Origin of the sequence: Cellulomonas oligotrophica (assembly GCF_013409875.1) — a bacterium.
In the GTDB taxonomy this organism is placed as follows: Bacteria; Actinomycetota; Actinomycetes; order Actinomycetales; family Cellulomonadaceae; genus Cellulomonas; species Cellulomonas oligotrophica.
Map to the genome: position 1 here is coordinate 2014606 of NZ_JACCBK010000001.1, position 20305 is coordinate 2034910.

The 20305-nt window shown below is 75.8% G+C and carries 20 protein-coding genes; 15 read left to right on the top strand and 5 right to left on the bottom strand.

Annotated elements, in window-relative coordinates:
* Positions 1–28 precede the first annotated feature (28 nt).
* From BKA21_RS08935 to BKA21_RS08955, 5 genes are all read left to right on the top strand, one after another.
* Positions 29–607, top strand: coding sequence for an ArsR/SmtB family transcription factor (locus tag BKA21_RS08935; RefSeq protein ID WP_140457888.1), 579 nt, complete (start codon positions 29–31; stop codon positions 605–607).
* The gene (locus BKA21_RS08940; RefSeq protein ID WP_140457889.1) at positions 604–1395 is read left to right on the top strand and encodes an SRPBCC family protein; all 792 of its coding nucleotides are present in this window, start codon (positions 604–606) and stop codon (positions 1393–1395) included. The genes BKA21_RS08935 and BKA21_RS08940 overlap by 4 nt, the downstream gene beginning before the upstream one ends.
* Before the next feature lie 109 nt (positions 1396–1504).
* Complete coding sequence (locus tag BKA21_RS08945) at positions 1505–2095, top strand: hypothetical protein (RefSeq protein WP_140457890.1); 591 nt, start codon at positions 1505–1507, stop codon at positions 2093–2095.
* Positions 2096–2097: 2 nt separating this feature from the next.
* Positions 2098–3300: a signal peptidase I gene (locus tag BKA21_RS08950; RefSeq protein WP_140457891.1), complete on the top strand. Its 1203-nt coding sequence runs from the start codon at positions 2098–2100 to the stop codon at positions 3298–3300.
* A 32-nt stretch (positions 3301–3332) separates the two neighbouring features.
* Positions 3333–3737, top strand: a complete 405-nt coding sequence (locus BKA21_RS08955) for a Rid family detoxifying hydrolase (protein ID WP_140457892.1) — start codon at positions 3333–3335, stop codon at positions 3735–3737.
* Here BKA21_RS08955 and BKA21_RS08960 read toward each other — a convergent pair.
* Together BKA21_RS08960 and BKA21_RS08965 are read right to left on the bottom strand one after the other, a co-directional pair.
* Positions 3734–6247: a glycoside hydrolase family 65 protein gene (locus BKA21_RS08960; protein ID WP_140457893.1), complete on the bottom strand. Its 2514-nt coding sequence runs from the start codon at positions 6245–6247 to the stop codon at positions 3734–3736. The two genes, BKA21_RS08955 and BKA21_RS08960, sit on opposite strands and share 4 nt — an antisense overlap.
* 36 nt (positions 6248–6283) lie before the next feature.
* Positions 6284–6997: an HAD family hydrolase gene (locus tag BKA21_RS08965; protein WP_140457894.1), complete on the bottom strand. Its 714-nt coding sequence runs from the start codon at positions 6995–6997 to the stop codon at positions 6284–6286.
* Between the two features lie 97 nt (positions 6998–7094).
* Here BKA21_RS08965 and BKA21_RS08970 point away from each other — a divergent pair, with 97 nt between their 5' ends.
* Together BKA21_RS08970 and BKA21_RS08975 are read left to right on the top strand one after the other, a co-directional pair.
* Positions 7095–7418, top strand: a complete 324-nt coding sequence (locus tag BKA21_RS08970; protein WP_140457895.1) for a DUF1905 domain-containing protein — start codon at positions 7095–7097, stop codon at positions 7416–7418.
* A 117-nt stretch (positions 7419–7535) separates the two neighbouring features.
* Entirely contained in the window at positions 7536–8807 is a 1272-nt protein-coding gene (locus tag BKA21_RS08975; protein WP_140457896.1) for a CE1 family esterase, read from the top strand.
* Between the two features lie 108 nt (positions 8808–8915).
* On the opposite strand, the gene BKA21_RS08980 is transcribed toward BKA21_RS08975, so the two are convergent.
* On the bottom strand, positions 8916–9410 hold the full coding sequence (locus BKA21_RS08980) for a hypothetical protein (protein ID WP_179625344.1): 495 nt from the start codon (positions 9408–9410) through the stop codon (positions 8916–8918).
* 437 nt (positions 9411–9847) lie between these two features.
* Here BKA21_RS08980 and BKA21_RS08985 point away from each other — a divergent pair, with 437 nt between their 5' ends.
* The 5 genes from BKA21_RS08985 to glsA all read left to right on the top strand — a co-directional run bounded on the left by BKA21_RS08985 (position 9848) and on the right by glsA (position 15123).
* Positions 9848–10759, top strand: a complete 912-nt coding sequence (locus BKA21_RS08985) for a hypothetical protein (protein ID WP_140457898.1) — start codon at positions 9848–9850, stop codon at positions 10757–10759.
* 33 nt (positions 10760–10792) lie between these two features.
* Positions 10793–11662, top strand: coding sequence for a hypothetical protein (locus tag BKA21_RS08990; protein ID WP_140457899.1), 870 nt, complete (start codon positions 10793–10795; stop codon positions 11660–11662).
* 125 nt (positions 11663–11787) lie between these two features.
* The gene (locus tag BKA21_RS08995) at positions 11788–13002 is read left to right on the top strand and encodes an MFS transporter (protein WP_140457900.1); all 1215 of its coding nucleotides are present in this window, start codon (positions 11788–11790) and stop codon (positions 13000–13002) included.
* A gap of 33 nt (positions 13003–13035) precedes the next feature.
* The gene (locus BKA21_RS09000) at positions 13036–14034 is read left to right on the top strand and encodes a DNA polymerase III subunit beta family protein (RefSeq protein WP_140457901.1); all 999 of its coding nucleotides are present in this window, start codon (positions 13036–13038) and stop codon (positions 14032–14034) included.
* Between the two features lie 150 nt (positions 14035–14184).
* The gene (gene glsA, locus BKA21_RS09005; protein ID WP_140457902.1) at positions 14185–15123 is read left to right on the top strand and encodes a glutaminase A; all 939 of its coding nucleotides are present in this window, start codon (positions 14185–14187) and stop codon (positions 15121–15123) included.
* A gap of 39 nt (positions 15124–15162) precedes the next feature.
* Here glsA and BKA21_RS09010 read toward each other — a convergent pair whose 3' ends face one another.
* Complete coding sequence (locus BKA21_RS09010; RefSeq protein ID WP_140457903.1) at positions 15163–16002, bottom strand: helix-turn-helix transcriptional regulator; 840 nt, start codon at positions 16000–16002, stop codon at positions 15163–15165.
* Positions 16003–16199: 197 nt separating this feature from the next.
* Between BKA21_RS09010 and BKA21_RS09015 the strand changes: the two genes are divergently transcribed.
* From BKA21_RS09015 to BKA21_RS09025, 3 genes are all read left to right on the top strand, one after another.
* Entirely contained in the window at positions 16200–16949 is a 750-nt protein-coding gene (locus tag BKA21_RS09015; RefSeq protein ID WP_140457904.1) for a DUF3159 domain-containing protein, read from the top strand.
* A 23-nt stretch (positions 16950–16972) separates the two neighbouring features.
* Positions 16973–17923 carry an SDR family oxidoreductase gene (locus BKA21_RS09020; protein ID WP_140457905.1) on the top strand — a complete coding sequence of 317 codons (951 nt, stop codon included), beginning with the start codon at positions 16973–16975 and terminating at the stop codon, positions 17921–17923.
* A 111-nt stretch (positions 17924–18034) separates the two neighbouring features.
* Positions 18035–19561 carry an SDR family NAD(P)-dependent oxidoreductase gene (locus BKA21_RS09025; protein ID WP_140457906.1) on the top strand — a complete coding sequence of 509 codons (1527 nt, stop codon included), beginning with the start codon at positions 18035–18037 and terminating at the stop codon, positions 19559–19561.
* A gap of 36 nt (positions 19562–19597) precedes the next feature.
* Here BKA21_RS09025 and BKA21_RS09030 read toward each other — a convergent pair whose 3' ends face one another.
* Positions 19598–20299, bottom strand: coding sequence for a response regulator (locus tag BKA21_RS09030; RefSeq protein ID WP_140457907.1), 702 nt, complete (start codon positions 20297–20299; stop codon positions 19598–19600).
* Positions 20300–20305: the final 6 nt, after the last annotated feature.

Here is a 20305-nt window from a genome sequence, read left to right on the forward strand (position 1 = left end):
TATTTGTTGTCAAGCGCACGCTGCTGTCGTGCAGGACATCGAGGTCATCGAGGACGCAGGCACCGCAGCGGCGGCGCTGGACCCCGTGCGGGCCCGGCTGCTGGCGGAGCTGGCCGTGCCGGCGTCGGCCGCCGGGCTCGCCGCCCGGGTCGGCACCAGCCGGCAGAAGGTCAACTACCACCTCCGCGCGCTCGAGGCGGCGGGACTGGTCGAGCTCGCCGAGGAGCGACGGCACGGCGGCATCACCGAGCGCGTGCTGCGCGCGTCGGCCGCGTCGTACGTCGTCTCCCCCGCCGCGGTCAGCCCGTCGGCGGCCGACCCGGACGCGACCGCCGACCGGATGTCGGCCGGGTACCTCGTCGCCCTCGCCGGACGGGTCGTGCGCGAGGTCGGAGTCCTCGCCCGCCGGGCCGGGAGCACCGGACGCCGCCTGCCGACGCTGACCGTCGACACGCAGATCGGGTTCCGCACCGCCGCCGACCGGGCGGCGTTCGCGGACGACCTCACCGCCGCGGTGCTCGAGCTGGCCGCGCGCCACCACCACGACGACGGGCACCCGTACCGGCTCGTCGTCGCCGCCCACCCGTTGCCCGAGGAGACCCCATGACCACCACCACCCACGTCCCGTACCACCTGGAGTTCGGCGTCGAGGTGCCCGGCACCCCCGAGCAGGTCTGGCAGGCCGTCGCCACCGCGGCGGGGATGAGCGCGTGGTTCCTGCCCACGCAGATCGAGGAGCGGGAGGGCGGGGCGCTGCACTTCGCCATGGGTCCCGACATGGGCTCCGACGGCCGGGTCGTCCGCTGGGACCCGCCGCACCGGCTCGTCTACGAGGAGGACTGGGCCGCCCTCGTGGGCAAGGACCCCTCCGAGCTGAGCCCCATGACGTCGGAGTTCGTGGTCGAGGCGCGGTCCGGCGGCACGTGCGTCGTGCGCGTCACCACCAGCGGGTTCGGCACGGGCGCCGACTGGGAGCAGGAGTGGTGGGACGACATGGGCGCGCAGTGGCGGCCGTACTTCGACCACCTGCGCGTGTACCTCGCGCACTTCACCGGCCAGGAGGCCACGCAGCTCGAGGCGTCGGCGTCGCACCCCGTGGACGTCGGCACCCTGTGGTCGACCGTGGTCGACTCGCTCGGCGTGGGCGACGCGGGCACGGCGCTCGACGTGCGCGGGTCCACCGGGACCGTGGAGCGGGTCGGCGCCCGCCAGGTGCTGGTGCGGCTGATCGCGCCGGTCCCGGGCATGCTCAGCGTCTTCGCGTACGGCGAGGCCGACGACCGGGCCACCGTCACGGTACGGGCGTACCTGTTCTCCCCGGACGCGCCCGAGCACGCGCGGCACGAGGAGCCGGCCTGGCAGGAGTGGCTGCGCGGGCTGCCCGTCCCGGTCTGACCCGGTCACGCCCTGCCCGCACCGGGCAGTTCACCCCCGGCGCACGTCAGGACGGGGTGCCGCGCGGTCGATGACCAGCCGACTGCTCGCACCACCCCGGAGGGACCCGATGACCCGGACCGCACGGCTCGCAGCGCTCGGCGCGCTGCTCGGCGCCGTGCTGTGCACCGGCATGGTGCTGCGCACGTCCGAGGCCGTGTTCACCGCGGACACCCGGGTCCCGGACAACGCGTGGGAGACGGGCTCGGTGTCGCTGGCCGACGACAGCACGGGCAGCGCGCTGTTCGCGACGACGAGCTACGGCGGCGGGGTTCCCGGGGGCGACGGGCTGCTGACGGGTGGCGACACGCTCACCCGCTGCCTGACGGTCACGTACACGGGCACGCTCACGTCCGACGTCGCCGTGCGCCTGTACGCCACCGCGGACGGGACGCTCGCCCCGCACCTCGACGTCGTCGTCGACGAGGGCACCGGCTCCGGCCGCGGCTGCGGGTCGTTCGTCGCGTCGAGGACGCTGTACAGCGGGACCCTGGCCGGCCTGGCGACGGTCGCGCACGACGGCGCCTCCGGGCTGGGGCCGTGGGAGCCGGGGGCGACCGGCGCGACCCGGGTGTACCGGTTCACGATCACGGTCCAGCCGGTCACCGCCGCCCAGGCGGCGCAGGCCACGGCGAGCTTCGTCTGGGAAGCGACGGGCTGACCGTGCCCGCGTCCGAGGCCGTGCACGACGAGCGCCGGGCGGCCCGGGCTCCCGGGTCCGGCGCACGGCGCCTCGTCTCGGACGTGGCCACGCTCGCGACCGGCGCCGGGACCGGTGCCCTCCTCACGCTCCTGCTGCTCACCCTCGCGCCCCTGGCCTGGGGCTGGCAGCCGCTGGTCGTCACGTCGGGCTCGATGGGCCCGCTGGTCCGGCCCGGGGACGTGGTCCTGGTCCAGCCGGACCCCGACGACGTCGTCGTGGGGTCCGTCGTCACGTTCCGCGGAGCCCACGACGGGCTGGTGACGCACCGCGTGGCCGAGGTGACCGCCGACGGGTACGTGACCCGCGGGGACGCGAACCCCGTGACCGACAGCACCGTGGTCCACCGGGACGACCTCGTCGGGCGCGTGCGGGCCCTCGTGCCGTGGGTCGGGCTGCCCGCCGTGGCCGTGCGGGGCGGGGCGGACGCGTCGGGGCGGGGCACCACCGGTGCCGCGTTCGTCGCGCAGCGCCCGAACGGGCCGCAGTCGCTGGGCACCTCGTCACGCTTCTACCGCGACGCCGTGGTCCGTTCCGGGCCGGTCAGCTACTGGCGGCTGGACGAGACCGGCGGCACGACCGCGGCGGACACCATGGGCGTCGCGCCCCTGACCGTCGGCGCCGGCACCGGGTTCTCCCGCAGCGGGGCGCTGCGCAGCGAGTCCAACGCGGCGATCAAGGCGCCGCCCTACCCCGAGCTCCTGCAGGCCGGCACCGTCCCCGCGCACGACGTCGCGGGGAGCTTCACCGTGCTGGCGTGGGTGCGGGCGACGAGCCTGCCGCAGAACTCCCTCGCCCGCGTCGTGACCAAGCGGGACCCGAACGGCACGACCAACTACATGCTGGCCTTCTCCTCCGACGGCCTGAGCATCCGGGCGCTGACCACCACGACGACGGGCTCGTACGAGGTCGCGGCACCCGTCCCGCAGGACCTGGAGTGGCACATGCTCGCGGCCACCTGGGACGGCACGCACCTGCGGGTGTTCGTCGACGGCGTCGTCGCGGGCACCGTCGCGGGCACGGGCACGCCCCGCACGGTCACCCCGCCCCTCACGCTGAGCTACGGCACGTCGCCGCTGCGCGGGGAGATCGACGAGGCCGCCGTGTGGTCGCGTGCGCTGTCGCCCGCGGAGATCCTCCGGCTGTACCGCTGCGCGACGGGCTGAGCCCGCGGGTCCCCGTGGTCGAGCATGGAGGCATGACACGCTCCACGGTGACCGCCCCCTCCGCGCCGGCCGCGATCGGCCCCTACGCGCAGGCCGTCCACGCCGGCGGCACGCTGCTCCTGTCCGGGCAGACGCCGATCGACCCGGCGACGGGCCGGCTCGTCGACGGCGACGTGACCGTCCAGACGCGCCGCGTCCTCGCGAACCTCGCCGCCGTGCTCGACGCCGCGGGCGCCGGCCTCGACGACGTCGTCAAGGTCAACGTGTACCTGACCTCGATGGACGACTTCGCCGCCATGAACGCGGCCTACGCGGAGGCGTTCAGCGCGCCGTTCCCGGCCCGGACGACCGTGGCCGTCGCGGGGCTGCCGCTCGGCGCGCGCGTCGAGATCGAGGCCGTCGCCACCGTCGGCGCCCCCGCGCCCGGGCCCCGCTAGTCCGTCGTGCCCGCCAGCGGCGGGACCGACGCCGTGACCACCGAGCCGTCGGGGCGCACCGTGTCGCGCAGCGCGCGGGGCTCGGGCTTGCCGTCGATCCGGGGGCCCTGCCCGTCGAGGGGGACGACGACGGGCGCACCCGGGGCGACCTCGTACGTCCGGCCGCGCACGTCGACCACGACCCCCGGGCCGGTCTGCGCGACCAGCTCGACCGCGTCCTGCCGGACCGTGACGGCCAGGCGGGTGCCGTCGAGCGCGACCCGGAACGTCACGGCCTGCCAGGTCGCGGGCAGCCGCGGGTCGAAGGACGTGCGCCCGCCGGGGCGTCGGCGCATCCCCGCGAAGCCGTGCACGAGCGCGCCCCACACCCCGCCCGCGGACGCCACGTGCACGCCGTCGACCGTGTTGCCGTGCCGGTCGGCGAGGTCCACGAACAGGGCGTCGTGGAAGTAGTCGAGCGCGAGCTCGTGGTAGCCGACCTCGGCGGCCATGATCGACTGCACCACCGCCGAGAGGCTCGAGTCGCCCGTGGTGATGGGCTCGTAGTACTCGAAGTCCGCCCGCTTGAGCTCGGGCGTGAAGTCCTCCCCGCGCAGGAACGTCGCCAGCACGACGTCGGCCTGCTTGAGCACCTGGAACCGGTAGATGACCAGGGGGTGGTAGTGCAGCAGCAGGGGCCGCCGGTCGGACGGGGTGCTCTTGAGGTCCCACACCTCGCGCTCGTGGAACTGGGCGTCCTGCGGGTGGATGCCCAGCACGTCGTCGTACGGGATGGCGATGGCGTCGGCGACGCGCACCCACTCGGCCACCTCCCCGGGGTCGACGCTCAGGTGCGCGACGACGCGGGCGTGCTCGGCGGGCCACTCGGCCGCCAGGTGTGCCATCGCCGTGGCCGCCGCCCGCAGGTTCATCCGGGCCATGACGTTCGTGTAGAGGTTGTCGTTGACGACGGTCGTGTACTCGTCGGGCCCGGTGACGCCGTGGATGTGGAACGACCCCGGCCCCTCGCCGCGCCAGAACCCCAGCCCCACCCACAGCCGGGCCGTCTGCACGAGCACGTCGATGCCCTCGCGGGCCAGGAACTCCTCGTCGCCGGTGACGTCGACGTACCCCGCGATCGCGTACGCGATGTCCGCGTTGATGTGGTACTGCGCGGTGCCGGCGGCGTAGTAGGCGGACGCCTCCGCACCGTTGATCGTGCGCCACGGGAACAGCGCCCCGCCCTCGTTGAGGTCCCGCGCGCGGCTCTCCGCGGCCGGCAGCATCGCGTAGCGGAACCGCAGGGCGTTGCGGGCGGCCGTCGGCGACGTGTACGTCAGGAACGGGACCACGTAGATCTCGGTGTCCCAGAAGTAGTGCCCGCCGTACCCGGACCCCGTCAGCCCCTTGGCCGGGACGCCGTTGCCCTCGGCCCGCGCCGACGCCTGCGCGAGCTGGAACAGGTTCCACCGCACGGCCTGCTGCACCGACGGCTGCCCGGGCACCTCCACGTCCGAGCGCGTCCAGTACGCGTCGAGCCACGCCCGCTGGTCGGCGAGCTGCTGGGCGACGCCCTGCGCCCGCACCCGGTCGAGCGTCCGCCCGCAGCGGGCCGCGAGCTCCGCCGCCGGGCCCGCGTCGGACGAGTGGTAGCTGACCAGCTTCGTCACCGTGAGCGTCTGGCCCGGCAGCGCCTGGACGCGGACGTCGGTGGTCGCGACGTCCTCGGTGACGACCGTGCTCGTCGTGGTCTCCGCGTCGCCCTCGACGAGGTGGTCGGCCGCGACCGCGAGCGTCATGCCCGACGTCGCGCACCGGAACGCCAGCACGGCCCGGTCCCCGTCCTGCCGGTGGACGACCGGCTGGAGCACGCGGTGGCCCAGGGTCTCGCCGCGCCGCGGGTCCGCCATGCCGCCGGGCGTCACGCCCGCCGTCGCGTCGTCCTGCGTGGCGGTGGCGTACCGGTTGACGACCTGCGACGACACGACGACGGACGCCGACGCGTCCTCCAGGGTCACCGAGATGCTCGCCAGCACCAGGTGCCGCTGGGTGAACGACACCATCCGGCTCGACCGCACGCGCACGCGGTTGCCGGTCGGCGTGCGCCACACCAGGTCGCGGCGCAGCACGCCGTCGGCCATGTCGAGGGTCCGCTCGTACGCGAGGAGCTCCGCCTCGCCCAGCACCAGCGGCTCGTCGTCGACGTAGACCTGCAGCACCGTCGCGTCGGGCACGTTGACGATCGTCTGGCCGACCTCCGCCAGCCCGTACGCGGCCTCGGCGTGCTGGATGGCCCACGTCTCGTGGAAGCCGTTGACGAAGGTACCGTGCTCGTGGGCGGGACGCCCCTCCTCGGGGGTGCCGCGCACGCCGAGGTACCCGTTGCCGACGGCGAAGAGCGTCTCGGTGGTCCCGCAGTCGTCCGGCTCGACCCGGCGCTCCACGAGGCGCCACGGGTCCAGCGCGAACCGCGACCGGTCCAGCGGGTCCGGACCGCCCACGTACCGCCTGTGCCTGGCGACCTTGCTCATCGCCCACCCCCTCGCGAGTCGCGCCGGCCCCTGCGCTCAGCGCAGGAGCTCGTCCAGGTCCTGCACGACGACGTGCGCGCCGGCTCCCCGCAGGGCGTCCGCCCCCGCGCCGCGGTCGACACCGACCACGAGCCCGAAGCCGCCGGCGGCCGCCGCCGCGACCCCCGAGACCGCGTCCTCCACCACCGCCGCCACCGCCGGGTCGACGCCCAGCCGCTGCGCGGCGCGCAGGAACATGTCGGGCGCCGGCTTGCCCGGCAGCCGCTCCGCCGCCGCGACGACCCCGTCCACGACCACCGGGAACTGGCCGCCGTAGCCCGCGGCCGCGAGCACCGCCAACGCGTTCTGCGAGCTCGACACCACCGCCTTCGGCACCCCGCGCGCCGCCAGGTCCGCGACCACCGCGACCGACCCGGGGTACGCCATCACGCCCTCACGGGCGAACAGCCCCTCCACGACGGCGTTCTTCGCGTTGCCCCAGCCGTGCGCCGTCGCCGTGCCCGGCGGGTCCGTCGGGTCGCCGTCGGGCAGCGGCACGCCCCGGGACGCGAGCACCGCCCGCACCCCGTCGACCCGCGAGCGCCCGTCGACGTGCGCGAAGTAGTCGGCGTCGGTGTACGGCTCGGCGACGCCCAGCGCCGCGAAGCAGTCGCGGAACATGGCGTCCCAGGCCCTCATGTGGACGGCTGCCGTCGACGTCAGCACGCCGTCGAGGTCGAGCAGCACCGCCTGTGCATCCCCCCAGTGCATGCCCCGACCGTACGGCCGGGTGCGTGGTGCGGCGACTGGTCAGCCGTCCGGCTGCGGCGGGGTTCCGGTGCGTCGGGGCCGGTGCCATCCTCGGGGGGTGGAGCTGCGGTTCGGGGGCGAGGTCATCTGGTGGCGCGGGCCCGCGCCGTTCCACTTCGTGGAGGTGCCGGAGCCCGAGGCGGGGCAGCTGCGGGCCGTGGCGGCGGACGTCACCTACGGGTGGGGGTGCATCCCGGCGAGCGTGACGCTGGGGGCGACGACGTTCACGACGTCGATCTTCCCGAAGGACGGCGGGTTCCGGGTGCCGTTGAAGGTCGCGGCACGACGGGCCGAGGGCGTCGAGCTGGGCGACGACGTGGACCTCGTGGTGGTCGTCGAGGAGCCGGCCGGGCGACCGCGCGTCCGGCCGCGTGTCGGTTAAGAATCGCTTAGGAACTGTCCGTCGGCGGTGGCGCGTGAGTACGGTCGCCGCGCCGGCGGGTGCCGTCCCGCGGGCGTCGTCCCGGCAACCCCGCCGGGGCTGCCGGAGGGAGCTCCCGTGCGTCTACCAACCCTGCACCGTGGCCGACGGGCGGTGCTGGCCGCCGCGGCGGCCCTGCTCGTCGCCGGAGGCCTGACGGTCCCGGCCGTCGCCGCGCCGACCGCTGTGGCGCCCACGGCCGTGACGGCCGGCTGCGGCCGCCCCGCCGGCCTGGCGACCGGCACCCACACGATCACCAGCGGCGGTGTGCAGCGCACCTACCGGCTGGACGTGCCCGCCGGGTACGACCCGAGCCGCCCCTACCGGCTCGTCGTCGGCCTGCACTGGTGGCACGGGACCGCCGCCGACGTGGTCAACCAGGGCTTCTACGGGCTGAAGCCGCTCTCCGGGGCGACCACGGTGTTCGTCGCGCCGCAGGGCATCGACAACGCGTGGCCGAACACCAACGGGCGCGACGTGGCGTTCGTGGACGACGTGCTGCGGGCCGTGGAGCAGGCGCTCTGCATCGACACGACCCAGCGGTTCGCCACCGGGTTCAGCTACGGCGGCGGCATGAGCAACGCGCTGGCGTGCGCCCGGGCGGACGTGTTCCGCGCGGTTGCGGTGCTCAACGGAGCCCAGCTCTCGGGCTGCGCGGGCGGCACGCAGCCGATCGCGTACCTGGGTTCGCACGGCGTCACGGACGACGTCCTGAACATCTCCCAGGGCCGGGCCCTGCGCGACCGCGCGCTGCGCAACAACGGCTGCCAGGCCAAGCAGGCCACGGAGCCCGCGGCGGGCAGCGGCACGCACGTGCGCACCGACTACACCTGCCGCGCGGGGTACCCCGTGGTGTGGATCGCGTCCGACAGCGGGCACTGGTGGGACCCGCGTGACCGCGGGGCGCAGCAGTCCTGGGTGCCGGGCGAGGTCTGGCGGTTCTTCACGTCGCTGACGTCGACGACGACGCCCACCCCGACGCCGACCGCCACCCCGACGCCGACGCCGAGCCCGACGCCGACGGTGTCCCCCACGCCGACGCCGACCACCCCGCCGCCGGCGGGTGCCTGCACCGCCACCTACCGCACCGTGAACTCCTGGTCCGGCGGGTTCCAGGGCGAGGTCACGGTCCGGGCCGGGTCACCCGCGACGTCGTGGAGCGTGAGCTGGCGCCCGGCCGGCGAGCGCGTCGACCAGGTGTGGAACGGGACGCTCAGCACGCAGGGCGGCCTGACGGTGGTGCGCAACGCCGCATGGAACGGGACGCTGTCCGCCGGTGGCACGACGACGTTCGGGATGCTCGGCTCGGGCACCCCGCCGACCGGCGCGCTCACCTGCACGTCCTCCTGACCTGCTCGCGACGGGGCGGTCCGCCCCGCTGAGCACCTCCGCCGGCGTCGTCCTCCTCGGGCGACGCCGGCGGTCTTCTGCGTCGCCGGGGCCGTGCCCGCGGTGGCCTCAGACGCACCCGGCCGTGCGTAGCGTGACCGCGACATGGGACTGCGTGACATAGGTGCGCCCGTCGGCGGTGTAGACGATCTCGACGCCGTCGAGCGACGCCTCGTCACCGGTGGCCTCGAGCTCGACCACGAGGTCGACGACGTCGCCCGCCGGGACCGTCGCACCGATCGCCCCGACGGCGGTGGGCCACAGGTCGGGGAGCTGCTCGACGGGCGGGTAGGCGTCGAGCATCAGCCGATGGTGGTCGTCCGGGTACGTGATGAGGTGGGCGGACCTCACGGTGATGCCGACCGGGGCGACGGGCGCGACGGACGCGATCGTCACGTCGGCCGTCCGGCCCGACGGCAGGTTGACGCCGTAGGCGGCGTGCGCGTGCCGCGGGAGCGGGGCGCAGACCTCGTACTCCCCGTCCGCCATCTCCAGCGGGCCCCCGAGGGTCACCGTCGAGGCGACCGCCACGAGGACCAGCGCCACCCCGATCGTGGCGCCCACCGCACGCGACCGGGCGGCCACCCGCCGGCGACGACCCTCACCCGCACGCCGTCCCCCGCGCTGCTCCACGCCCCCATCGTGGCGCACCACCTCCCTCGCCGAGGCACGTCTGCCCCCCATCGTCCCGACGACGGCTCATCGGCGAACGGGACACGGCTCACGCCACCGGCGCCGGAGACGTGAGCCAGGGCCCGTTCGACGGTGGGACTCGCCCGGCGGGCAGTCCGGGCGAGGCCGGGCGTGGTGCCGGGCGGGCGTGGGGCGCACACTGGTCGGGACCGTGGTCGACCGACGTGGGGGGCGTCGTGCGCCACCGGTCCTCCGCCGGGTTCGCCGGTGCGTGGGCGCCCTCGCGGCTGCCCGCAGCCGGTCCGGCGGTGGATGGCGTCCCCCGAACAGACTGGCGCGCGACGCCGCGCGCCGCGGGGGGAACCGCCATGACATCTGCATCAGCACGCCTCGCCCGCGCCGTGGTCGCGCTGGCGCTCGCGACGACGACCGGGGTGGTCGGCGCCTCCACGGCGAGTGCCGACCCCGGACCGGCGTCGACCGGCACCGAGACCGTGGTGTGCCGGGGAGACCTCGAGGGGCAGGAGGTCGAGGGGGACGTCCGGGTGCCGACCGGGCGGGCGTGCCGCGTCTTCCTCTCCCGGGTCGGCGGGGACCTGCTCGTCGACCCGGGCGGCGAGGTCCGCGTGGTGGCGTCGACCGTGGTCGGCGACGTCATCAGCTCGGGGTACGTGCGGCTGGGGCACACCGTGACCGTGCAGGGGCGGGTCTGGCTCGACGACGCGTACCGGCTCGGCACGGACGGCGCAACGATCCTCGGGTCCGTGAAGGGGCGGGCGGGCGCGCTCGACCTGTACGGGTCGAGCATCGGCGGCTCGCTGAACGTCTCGGCCCTGACCCGGGTCTACATGAGTGGGGTCGACGTCGGTGGCTGGGTGAACCTGCCGACCAGGCCCCAGGCATCCCTCCAGCTCAGCGACGTCGACGGGCAGGGGCTGACCGTCCGCGACGCCGAATGGCTGTCGATGTGCGAGGTGCACCTCGCCGAGCACCTCGTGGTGCGGAACGTGGAGAGCGTCGCGATGGGCTACCCCAACGACGACGGTGGTTCCTGCATGGGCCGGCGCCCCGGCTGGGGCCTGGGCGCGTACGAGGTGAGCGTCGGCGGGTCCGCGCTGCTGGACGGCAACGGGACGATCCGGCTGCGCCGCCTCGACGTCGCCCAGCACCTCGCGTGCGTCGAGAACGACGCGGTGGTGCTCGACCCCGGCGGGGGGCCCGACACGCCCCTCGTCACCGCCGGCGCGGGACGACGCGGCCAGTGCGTCGACCTGGGCTGAACGCCTTGTCCGACGTCGTAGGGAGGACGACCGATGGGAACGGCGACGAACCGGGTGGCGCGCACGGTGTGCGCCGCTGTGCTGGTCCTGACCATGACGGCGGCGGGCGCGACGGCGTCCTCCGCCGGAGCCACCGACGACGGCCCGGTGCTGTGCGACGGGACGCTCCAGGGCGAGGTGGTCGGCGACGTCCGCGTACCGACCGAGATCTCGTGCACCGTCTCGACGGCGGAGATCACGGGCGACCTCCTCGTCGACCGAGGTGCCACCGTGCGGCTCCAGCGCTCGACCGTGCACGGAGCCGTCGTCAGCGCAGGGTGGGTCGACGTGCGTGAGTCGACGGTGCACGGCCGCACGTGGCTCGACGACGTCGGGATCATGCAGGCCGCTCACTCGACGTTCTCGAGCCCGATCCGGGGAGAGGCCCAGCTCGTCTCCCTCGTCAACGTGACGCTCGGTGGGTCGCTCAACGTCGGCGGGACGCACACGACGACCCTGAGGCGAGTCGACGTCGACGGATGGATCAACGTGCCGTCCAGGAGCTACGGGCCCACGACCCTCAGCACCGTCACCGCGCGAGGGTTGACGCTGAAGGCCGGCGGGGGCGTCACGCTGTGCGACGTGGCCCTGGAGGAGCACCTCATCGTCCGGAACCACGACCGGGTGCACGTCGGTCTCCCCCTGTACACGGTCAACAGCTGCCCGCTGCACCCCGAGGCGTTCAAGGTCACCGTGGGCGGGTCGGCCCGGTTCGAGGGCAACACGCAGGTGCTGCTGCACGGGATCGACGCCGCGGAGCACCTCGTGTGCGTCGACAACGCGGACGTGGACCTGTCGTCCGGCTCCCTCGGCGGGCGCCCTCTGGTCACCGCCGGTCTGGGCCGCCTCGGGCAGTGCCGGTGACCACCGCGCCACCAGCCGGTGCGCGCCCGCCGCCTGCGGCGCACCGGAGCCGGTCCGCTCGCGCACGCCCGGCACCGCGCGCGGACGCTTGACCCTCGAGCGGGTCGAGGCCGGAGCGTGCCGCTATGACCGTCGACCCGGCACCCGCGCAGGCGCTCCCCCGTCCGTACCTCGTGTGGCTGGCGGGGTCGACCGTGGGGCGGCTCGGCGACGCGGTGCTGGGGTTCGCGCTCGGGTGGGCCGCCGCTGGGCTGGGCGGGACCGCCGCGGCGCTCGTGCTCACGCTCGGCACCCTGCCCCGTGCGGCCCTGCTGGTCGTCGGCGGCGCGGTCGCCGACCGGGTCGGGGCACGACGCCTCCTCCTCGTCGGCGAGACGGCGCTGCTCGTGACGACCGCCGTGCTCGGCCTCGCGCTGGCCCGGTTCGGTGCGCCGCCGTGGCTGCTGCTGACCGGGTCGCTGGCGCTCGGCACGGCGACGGCGCTGTGCCTGCCCGCGACGGGGTCGATGCCGCGACGACTGGTGGACGACGACCGGCTGCCCCGCGCGCTCGCCCTGCGCCAGGGCGTCAGCCAGTGCGTGCTGATGGCCGCGGCACCGGTCGGCGGCGTGCTCGTCGGCGCCACGGGCCTGCCCGCCGTCGCCTGGGGTGCGGCCGCGGCGCTCGGCGTGTCGGTCGGCGCGCTCGTCGCGATCCGCGGCACGCCCGGCGTCGGCGCCAGGTCGGCCCCGGGTGCGCGGCACGACGTGCTCGGCGGGTTCCGCGTCGTGGCCGGCGACCCGGTCCTGCGGGCGGCGCTCCTGCTCACCGGCGCCGGGGCGGCGCTGCTGCTGCCCGTCCCGTCGCTCCTCGTGCCGCTGCTCGGCCGGGCGGCGGGCTGGGGCCCGGGCGCGTCGGGGGCGGTCGCCGGCGCGGTGGGCGTCGGGGTCGTGGGTGCAGCGCTGGTCGCGGCCCGGCGCCGGTCCGGCCTGGCATCGGCCGCGACGGGGCTGACGGTCAGCACGGCGGGGGCGCTCGCGCTCGCCGCCGCGCCGGCGCTGGGCGGCACGGGGAGCGGCGGTGCCGTGGTCGCGGTCGGCGGGGGGCTCGTCCTCGGCGTCGGGAACGGGGTGCTCGTCACCCGCCTGGCACCGGTGGTCCTGGGGAGCGCGCCGCGCACGCACCTCGCCCGCGTGCAGGCGGTCGTCGGGCTCGCGCAGGTGCTGCCCGTGCTGGTGACGACGGTCGCCCTGGGGGCGCTGGCGGAGCGCACGTCCCCGGACTGGGCGCTCGCGACGACGGCCGCAGGGCTGGCGGTTTGCGCGGCGTGGGCGCGGAGCCGGGTGCCCGCGCGGGCTTGACCCTCGTGCCGGTCGAGGGCGCACAGTGGCCCGGTGCACGACGACCTGCTCAGCATCGGGGCCTTCGCCCGCGCCGGTGGCCTGCCCGTGTCCGCACTGCGGTTCTACGACGCCGCCGGGGTGCTGCGACCCGTGCACGTCGACCGGGCGACGGGCTACCGCTGGTACGCCCCGGCGCAGGTCGGCACCGCCCGGCTGGTCGCGAGCCTGCGCCAGGCGGGGCTGCCGGTGCCCGACCTCGTCGCCGTCCTCGCCGCGCCCGACGCGGCAGGCACCGTCCTGGACCGGCACCGCGGCCGGCTCGAGGCCGACCTGGCCGCCGCGACCCGGCACCTCGAGGCGGCCCGCGCCCTCCTGCTGCGCACCGCGCGCGGGACGGTCGACGCCGCAGACCTCGTCCGTGCCGTCACGGCGGTCCGGCACGCCGTCGCAGCCACGGACTCCACGTGGCCGGGCCTCACCGGTGTCCTGCTGCACCTCGACGGGCCGACGCTGCGGCTCGTCGGCTGCGACCGGCACCGCCTGGCGCTCGCGACGGTGCCGGTGCGTGACCCGTCGGGCCCGCCGGTCCGCGTCGTGGCACCCCTCCCGCTCGTGGACGCGCTGGTCACCGCGGCGCCATCCGGCGCGGGGCCGATCACGCTGGGCACGCACGTCGTCGACGTCCTCGGCCTCACGAGCGAGCCCGTGGCCGCGCCGTACCCCGACTACGCCCCGCTCCTGGCGCCACCGCAGGCCCGCGCCTCCACCGTCGGGTCCGACGCCCTCGTCGCGTCCGCGTCGGCGGCGGGTGACGTCCTCGTCGTCCGTCTCGACCATGACGACGTGCGCCTGACCGCGCCGGGACCGCGCGACGTCCTCGGCTACTCGCGGACGTTCGTGCTGGACGCCGTCCGCGCCGCGCACGCGGAGCACGTCACCCTCGCCGTCGAGGGCGACCGGTCCGTCCTGCGCGTCACCGCGACGCACCGCGCCCAGGACGCCAGCCTCGTCATGCCGATCCGGCTGCAGGAGCGCCGGACCGCCGCCTGAGCCCCCTCAGGACCGACCTCGTGCCGACCCGACGACACGGCGAGGGGCTCGGGGCGGGCGGGCGCCGGGCGGTCCGCTCGTGGAGCCGGTCTCCGCGGTGACGTCGTGGGTGTTCGTGCGGCCGGCGCCCGCGCGGGCGAGCATGGGCGGATGAGCCGCACCCCCGAAGCCCGCGCGTACGACCTCGACGCCCTGCGGGAGCGGGTGCTCGGCGAGGGCGGCGGCACCGTCGACGACAGCATCCCCCAGCTCGCGGCGGCCGACCCCGGGCTGTGCGGGCTCGCGCTCGCGCTGCTCGACGGGACCGTGCGCACCAGCGCGCAGGCCGACGTGCCGTTCAGCGTGCAGTCCGCCGTCAAGCCGTTCCTGTTCGCGCTCGCCCTGCTCGACACCGGCGGGCGCGCGCTGGACCTCATCGGCATCGAGCCGACCGGTGAGTCGTTCGACGCGATCAAGCTGGAGACGGGGACCGGTCGCCCGCCCAACCCCATGGTGAACGCCGGTGCGCTGCTCACGGCAGCGCTCGTCGACGGCGGCGACGTCGAGGGCCGGACCGCGCGGATCCTGCGCGGACTGTCCGCGTTCGCGGGGCAGGACCTCGGGGTCGACGAGGACGTGGCCCGCAGCGAGCACCTGCTGGGCGACCGGAACCACGCCCTGGCGCACCTCATGCGCGCCGAGGGCACGCTGGAGGTCGGGGCCGACGACGCCGTCGCCGTCTACGCCGCCGCCTGCGCGGTGCGCGTCGACGCCCGCGCGCTGGCCGTCATGGGGGCCACGCTGGCGGGCGGGGGCGTCAACCCCGTGTCCGGCGAGCGCGTGGTTCCGGCGGGCGTGGCACGGGACGTCGTCTCGGTGATGGCGACGTGCGGGGTGTACGACGGCTCGGGCCGGTGGATGCGCAGCGTGGGCGTGCCGGCGAAGTCCAGCGTGTCGGGCGGCATCGTGCTGTCAGCGCCCGGCGTGCTCGGCGCTGCCGTGGTCAGCCCGCCGCTGGACGAGCAGGGCACCAGCGTGCGCGGCCGCGTCGCCTGCGAGGCCCTCAGCGCCGACCTCGACCTGCACGTCTTCGGGGTGCGCGGGGCCTGAGGCCACGTCGGGTCCCGCGGACAGCCGGTCGGCCGCGCGTCATGCCAGCGCGTGGGTGCCCAGGACTGCGAGGAGCTGGAGCCGGTCGTAGCTCTCGGTGCCGGGCACGGCCGTGTAGACGAGCAGGCGGTGCGACTGCTGCGGGTCGAGCAGCGTCTGGCAGTGCAGCTCGATCTCGCCGACGGCGGGGTGCACGAAGTGCTTGACGTCGTCGGGGCGGACGCCGACCTCGTGCGCCTCCCACAGGGTGCGCAGCTCGGCGCTGGCCGCGAGCGCCCGGTCGGCGAGCGCCGCGGCCCGTGACCCTGGCCCGCGCAGGGTGACGACCTGGCGCAGGTGCGCGGCGTACACGCGGGACAGGTGCGCGTGGTCGTCGGCCCGGTACATGGCGCGGGTGGCGGGGTCGGTGAACCAGCGGTACCCGATGCTGCGGGCAGGGCCCGTGTAGGCCGTGGCGTCGCCGACGAGGGCGACGGCCAGCGGGGTCTGCCGCAGGGTCTCGCCGAGCTCGCTGACGACCTCCGCCGGGGTGTCGTCCAGACGGTCGAGGATGCGCAGCAGGCCGGGGCTGACGTGCTCGCTCAGCGCACCGCGGGGCGGTGGCTGGTGCCCGACGAGGCGGAACAGGTGGTCGCGCTCGTCCACGGTCAGGTGCAGGCCCTGCGCGATCGCCGCGGTCATCTGCTCGGACGGGCGCGGTCCGCGCTCACGCTCGAGGCGGGCGTAGTAGTCGGTCGACATGTGGCACAGGGCGGCGACCTCCTCGCGGCGCAGCCCCGCGGTCCGGCGCCGCGGACCACGGGGCATCCCGACGTCCTCGGGCTGCATGGCCTGCCGGCGGCGGCGGAGGAACTCCGCGAGCCCTGCCCTGTCGATCACGCGACCACTCCCCCTCGGTTGAGCACCCCCTGTTCCTACCGTGCCGTGCCCCGCGCAGCCACGGCCTCCCGATCCCCCTCTCGCGGCGCCGCCGGGCCGGGCGGCCGGCGTGCGAGGGGTGGATCGGGAGGCCCTGGATGGGACCCGCCCCGCGGCTGACGCTGGCTGCACAGCCCGCCCGACCCGAGGAGGAACCCGTGAACCGTCCCCCGACCGTCGACGCCCGACGCCCCACGCACGCCGCCGGCACCACCGTCGGCGTCAGTGCCGCCGCCCGCCGGGTGCTGGGACTGCCCGACCTGCCCGAGCAGTCCGAGGCACGTGCCGCGACGCAGCGCGCCCTCGAACGCGTCGGCGGTCCCGTCGGCCTGACGGTGGCCGTGGCACCGACCGCGGCCTTCGTCGCCGCGGACGCCGCCGCCGGCCTGGAGGCGGCGTTCGTGGCCCTCGGGCTCACCGCGCTGCTCGCGTTCGCGGTGCGCCTGGCCCGCCGCGAGCCGCCGGGCGCCGCGGTCGCCGGTCTGGTCGTCGCCGGGGTCTGCGCCGGCGTCGCCGCGCTGGCGGGCGAGGCCCGGGCGTTCTTCCTGCCGAGCATGCTGCTGCCCGTCGTCTTCGTCGTCGCCTACGTCGTCTCGCTGGTCGCGGGCCGACCGCTGACCAGCCTCATGGTCAACCCGCTGTCGGGCGGGCCCCGGGACTGGTGCCCGTACCCGGCGCTGCGCCGCGTCTACGTCGTCAGCTCCGTCGTCGGGCTCGCGATGGCGGCGGCGAACCTCGTCGTCCGGGTCGTGTTCTACCTCGCCGACGAGCCCACGGTCCTCGCCGCGATCCAGGTCACGGCCACGTCGGCGTTCGCCGTGCACTTCGCCGTGACGCTCGTCGCGGCCCGCCGGGCGGCCGGGACGCTCACGGTCCCCGCCCCCGCACCCACCCCCTCGTACCGCTGACCCTTCTCGACCCTGGAGCCACCATGCCTCGCACACCCCACCTGGACCTGCCCGACCTGACCGGCCGCCGGGCGCTCGTCACCGGCGCCAGCGACGGGATCGGCCTGCGCATCGCCTGTCGCCTGGCCGGTGCCGGTGCCGAGGTCGTGCTGCCCGCCCGCAACCGCACCAAGGGGCAGGCCGCGGTCGCCGCGATCCGCGCCGAGCACCCCGGCGCCCGCGTCACGGTCCACGACCTCGACCTGGCGTCGTTGCGCTCGGTGGCCGCCCTCGGCGAGGAGCTGCGCGCCGACGGACGACCGATCCACCTGCTGATCGCGAACGCCGGGGTCATGACCCCGCCCGAGCGGCAGACCACCGTGGACGGGTTCGAGCTGCAGCTCGGGACGAACCACCTCGGGCACGTGGCGCTCGTCGCGCACCTGCTGCCGCTGCTGTCCGCGGGCCGGGCCCGGGTGACGTCGCAGATCAGCGTCGCGGCCCGCAGCGGCGCGATGCACTGGGACGACCTGAACTGGGAGAGGTTCTACGAGGGCCGCCGCGCGTACAGCCAGTCGAAGATCGCGTTCGGCCTGTTCGGCCTCGAGCTGGACCGCCGCAGCCGCGCGGGTGGCTGGGGCGTCACGAGCAACCTGTCGCACCCCGGGGTCGCGCCGACCAGCCTGCTCGGGGCGCGGGCGGAGATCGGGCGCGAGCGTGACACCCCGCAGATCGGGATGATCCGGCGGCTGTCCGCCGCGGGCATCCTGCTGGGCACCCCCGAGAGCGCCGCACTGCCCGCGCTGCTGGCCGCGACGACGCCGGAGCCGGCGGGCGGGCGGCTGTTCGGCCCCGCCGGGTTCGGGAACCTGGGCGGCGCGCCGACCGCGCACGCCCTGTACCGGCCCCTGCGCGACGCGGCGGAGGCCGCCCGGGTGTGGACGGTCTCCGAGGCTCTCGTCGGCGTCCCGTTCGACGCGACGCCCGTGCGGTGAGCGTCTGAGGTCACCCGCCCGGGGACCCCGGCTCCCCGGGCGGGCCGCGTACCATCTTTCGGGCCCCGCGCGACCGCGACGGGCCTCTCCCCCACGCAGGACGGACGGCGCATGAGCGCGCAGACGACCACGCCGGACCAGCACGGCGACACCCCCGACGCGGCCGGCGGCCCCGCCGGGCTGCCGGGCGTCAGCGCTGCGGACTTCGAGACGTTCCTGCGGGTCGTCGACCAGGTCGCCGTGCTGCCGCAGGAGCACCCGCAGCACACGGCTGCGCGTCGCGCCGCGTCCGGGCTGTTCAAGGCGGCCAAGAAGCACCGTCGCGGCGAGAAGCGGCGCCTCGAGGCCGAGGCCGACGCCGCCGTCGTGGCCGCGACCGCCACCGGCAGCCCCGGGCGCATCGACGACGAGACGAACGGCCTGATGCTGACCTCGTCGACGACGGCCGCGACCGCCGGGACCCTGCTGCGCGCCCGGCCCTGCTACGTGTGCAAGCAGGACTACACGGTCGTCGACGCGTTCTACCACCAGCTCTGCCCGGCCTGCGCGACGCTGCACCACGCCAAGCGCGGCGCCCGCACCGACCTGACCGGCCGGCGCGCCCTGCTCACCGGCGGCCGCGCCAAGATCGGCATGTACATCGCCCTGCGGCTGCTGCGCGACGGCGCCGACCTGACGATCACCACCCGGTTCCCCCGCGACGCGGTGCGCCGGTTCAGCGCGATGGACGACTCCGGCGACTGGCTGCACCGCCTGCACGTCGTCGGGATCGACCTGCGCGACCCCGCCCAGGTGGTGTCCCTCGCCGACCACGTCGCCGCGCAGGGCCCGCTCGACGTGCTCATCAACAACGCCGCGCAGACCGTGCGCCGCTCCCCGGGCGCGTACTCGAGGATCGCGGACGCCGAGCAGGCACCGCTGCCCGACGAGGGCGCCCGCATGATCACCACGTTCGGGCACACCAGCGACGCCCACCCGCGCGCGCTCGCCGGGTCCGTCAGCGAGCTCACCAGCCCGGCCCTGGCCATCGAGCGCGCCGCCCGCGCGGCCGCCGACGACCTCGTCGCCCAGTCCCTCACCGCGCAGGCCGCGAGCCTCGAGCGGCTCGTCGCCGGCACGTCCATCGACGCCGGCGGTCTCATCCCCGACGCCGCGGAGACCAACAGCTGGGTCGCCACGGTCGAGCAGGTCGACCCGATGGAGCTCCTCGAGGTCCAGCTGTGCAACCAGACGGCGCCGTTCATCCTCATCAGCCGCCTGCGCCCGGCGCTGGCCGCGTCGCCCGCGCGCCGCACGTACATCGTCAACGTCTCCGCCATGGAGGGGGTGTTCTCCCGGCGCTACAAGGGCCCCGGGCACCCGCACACCAACATGAGCAAGGCCGCGCTCAACATGCTCACCCGCACCAGCGCGGCCGAGATGCTCACCGATGGCATCCTCATGACCGCGGTCGACACCGGGTGGATCACCGACGAGCGCCCGCACCCCACCAAGGTGCGGCTCGCCGAGGAGGGCTTCCACGCCCCCCTCGACCTCGTCGACGGCGCCGCGCGCGTGTACGACCCGATCGTGCGCGGCGAGGCCGGCGAGGACCTGTACGGCTGCTTCCTCAAGGACTACGACCGCTCGCAGTGGTGAACGCGCCCTCGGGCGCCGCCGTGCCCCGGGTCCCCGTCAGGGGGAGCCCGGCCCGGTCGCGCCTGGCGCACCGGGGCCGAGGAGACCGTGCTCGTGGGCGAACACCACGACCTGCACCCGGTCGCGCAGCCCCAGCTTGCGCAGCACCGCACCGACGTGGGTCTTCACGGTCGACTCCGACGCGAACACCAGCCCGGCGATCTCCGCGTTCGACATGCCGCGGGCGACCGCGTCGAACACCTCGCGCTCCTTCTCGGTGAGGGTGCCGATGCCGGGCGGCGGCGGGGCGGGCGCGCGGAACTGCCGGTCGAGCAGCGCCGACAGGTCGCGGGGGGCGAGCACGGCGTTGCCCGCGTGCACCGTGCGGATCGCGTCGCGCAGCATCGCCGGCGTGGTGTCCTTCAGCAGGAAGCCGCTCGCGCCGTGGCGGATCGCCGTGGCAGCACGGTCGTCGAGGTCGAAGGTCGTGAGGACGACCACCCGGACCGGGGTCGACCGGGCGGCCACGCGCGCCGGGGAGCAGATCTGCCGGGTGGCCTCGACGCCGTCCATCTCCGGCATCCGCACGTCCATGAGCACGACGTCCGGCGCGAGCTCGTCGACGAGCCGGACCGCCTCGACGCCGTCCCCGGCCGTGCCGACGACCCGCATGCCGTCCTGGGCGTCCACGATCACCCGGACGCCCTCGCGGAACAGCTCCTGGTCGTCCACCAGCAGCACCGAGATCTCGTCCGTCACCGGTGC

Excerpts from the sequence above, each read along its gene's own strand:
- BKA21_RS08940 (WP_140457889.1), top strand. The coding sequence starts at position 604 with ATGACCACCACCACCCACGTCCCGTACCACCTGGAGTTCGGCGTCGAG.
- BKA21_RS08945 (WP_140457890.1), top strand. The coding sequence starts at position 1,505 with ATGACCCGGACCGCACGGCTCGCAGCGCTCGGCGCGCTGCTCGGCGCC.
- BKA21_RS08955 (WP_140457892.1), top strand. The coding sequence starts at position 3,333 with ATGACACGCTCCACGGTGACCGCCCCCTCCGCGCCGGCCGCGATCGGC.
- BKA21_RS08960 (WP_140457893.1), bottom strand. The coding sequence starts at position 6,247 with ATGAGCAAGGTCGCCAGGCACAGGCGGTACGTGGGCGGTCCGGACCCG.
- BKA21_RS08965 (WP_140457894.1), bottom strand. The coding sequence starts at position 6,997 with ATGCACTGGGGGGATGCACAGGCGGTGCTGCTCGACCTCGACGGCGTG.
- BKA21_RS08985 (WP_140457898.1), top strand. The coding sequence starts at position 9,848 with ATGACATCTGCATCAGCACGCCTCGCCCGCGCCGTGGTCGCGCTGGCG.
- BKA21_RS08990 (WP_140457899.1), top strand. The coding sequence starts at position 10,793 with ATGGGAACGGCGACGAACCGGGTGGCGCGCACGGTGTGCGCCGCTGTG.
- BKA21_RS08995 (WP_140457900.1), top strand. The coding sequence starts at position 11,788 with ATGACCGTCGACCCGGCACCCGCGCAGGCGCTCCCCCGTCCGTACCTC.
- glsA (WP_140457902.1), top strand. The coding sequence starts at position 14,185 with ATGAGCCGCACCCCCGAAGCCCGCGCGTACGACCTCGACGCCCTGCGG.
- BKA21_RS09020 (WP_140457905.1), top strand. The coding sequence starts at position 16,973 with ATGCCTCGCACACCCCACCTGGACCTGCCCGACCTGACCGGCCGCCGG.
- BKA21_RS09025 (WP_140457906.1), top strand. The coding sequence starts at position 18,035 with ATGAGCGCGCAGACGACCACGCCGGACCAGCACGGCGACACCCCCGAC.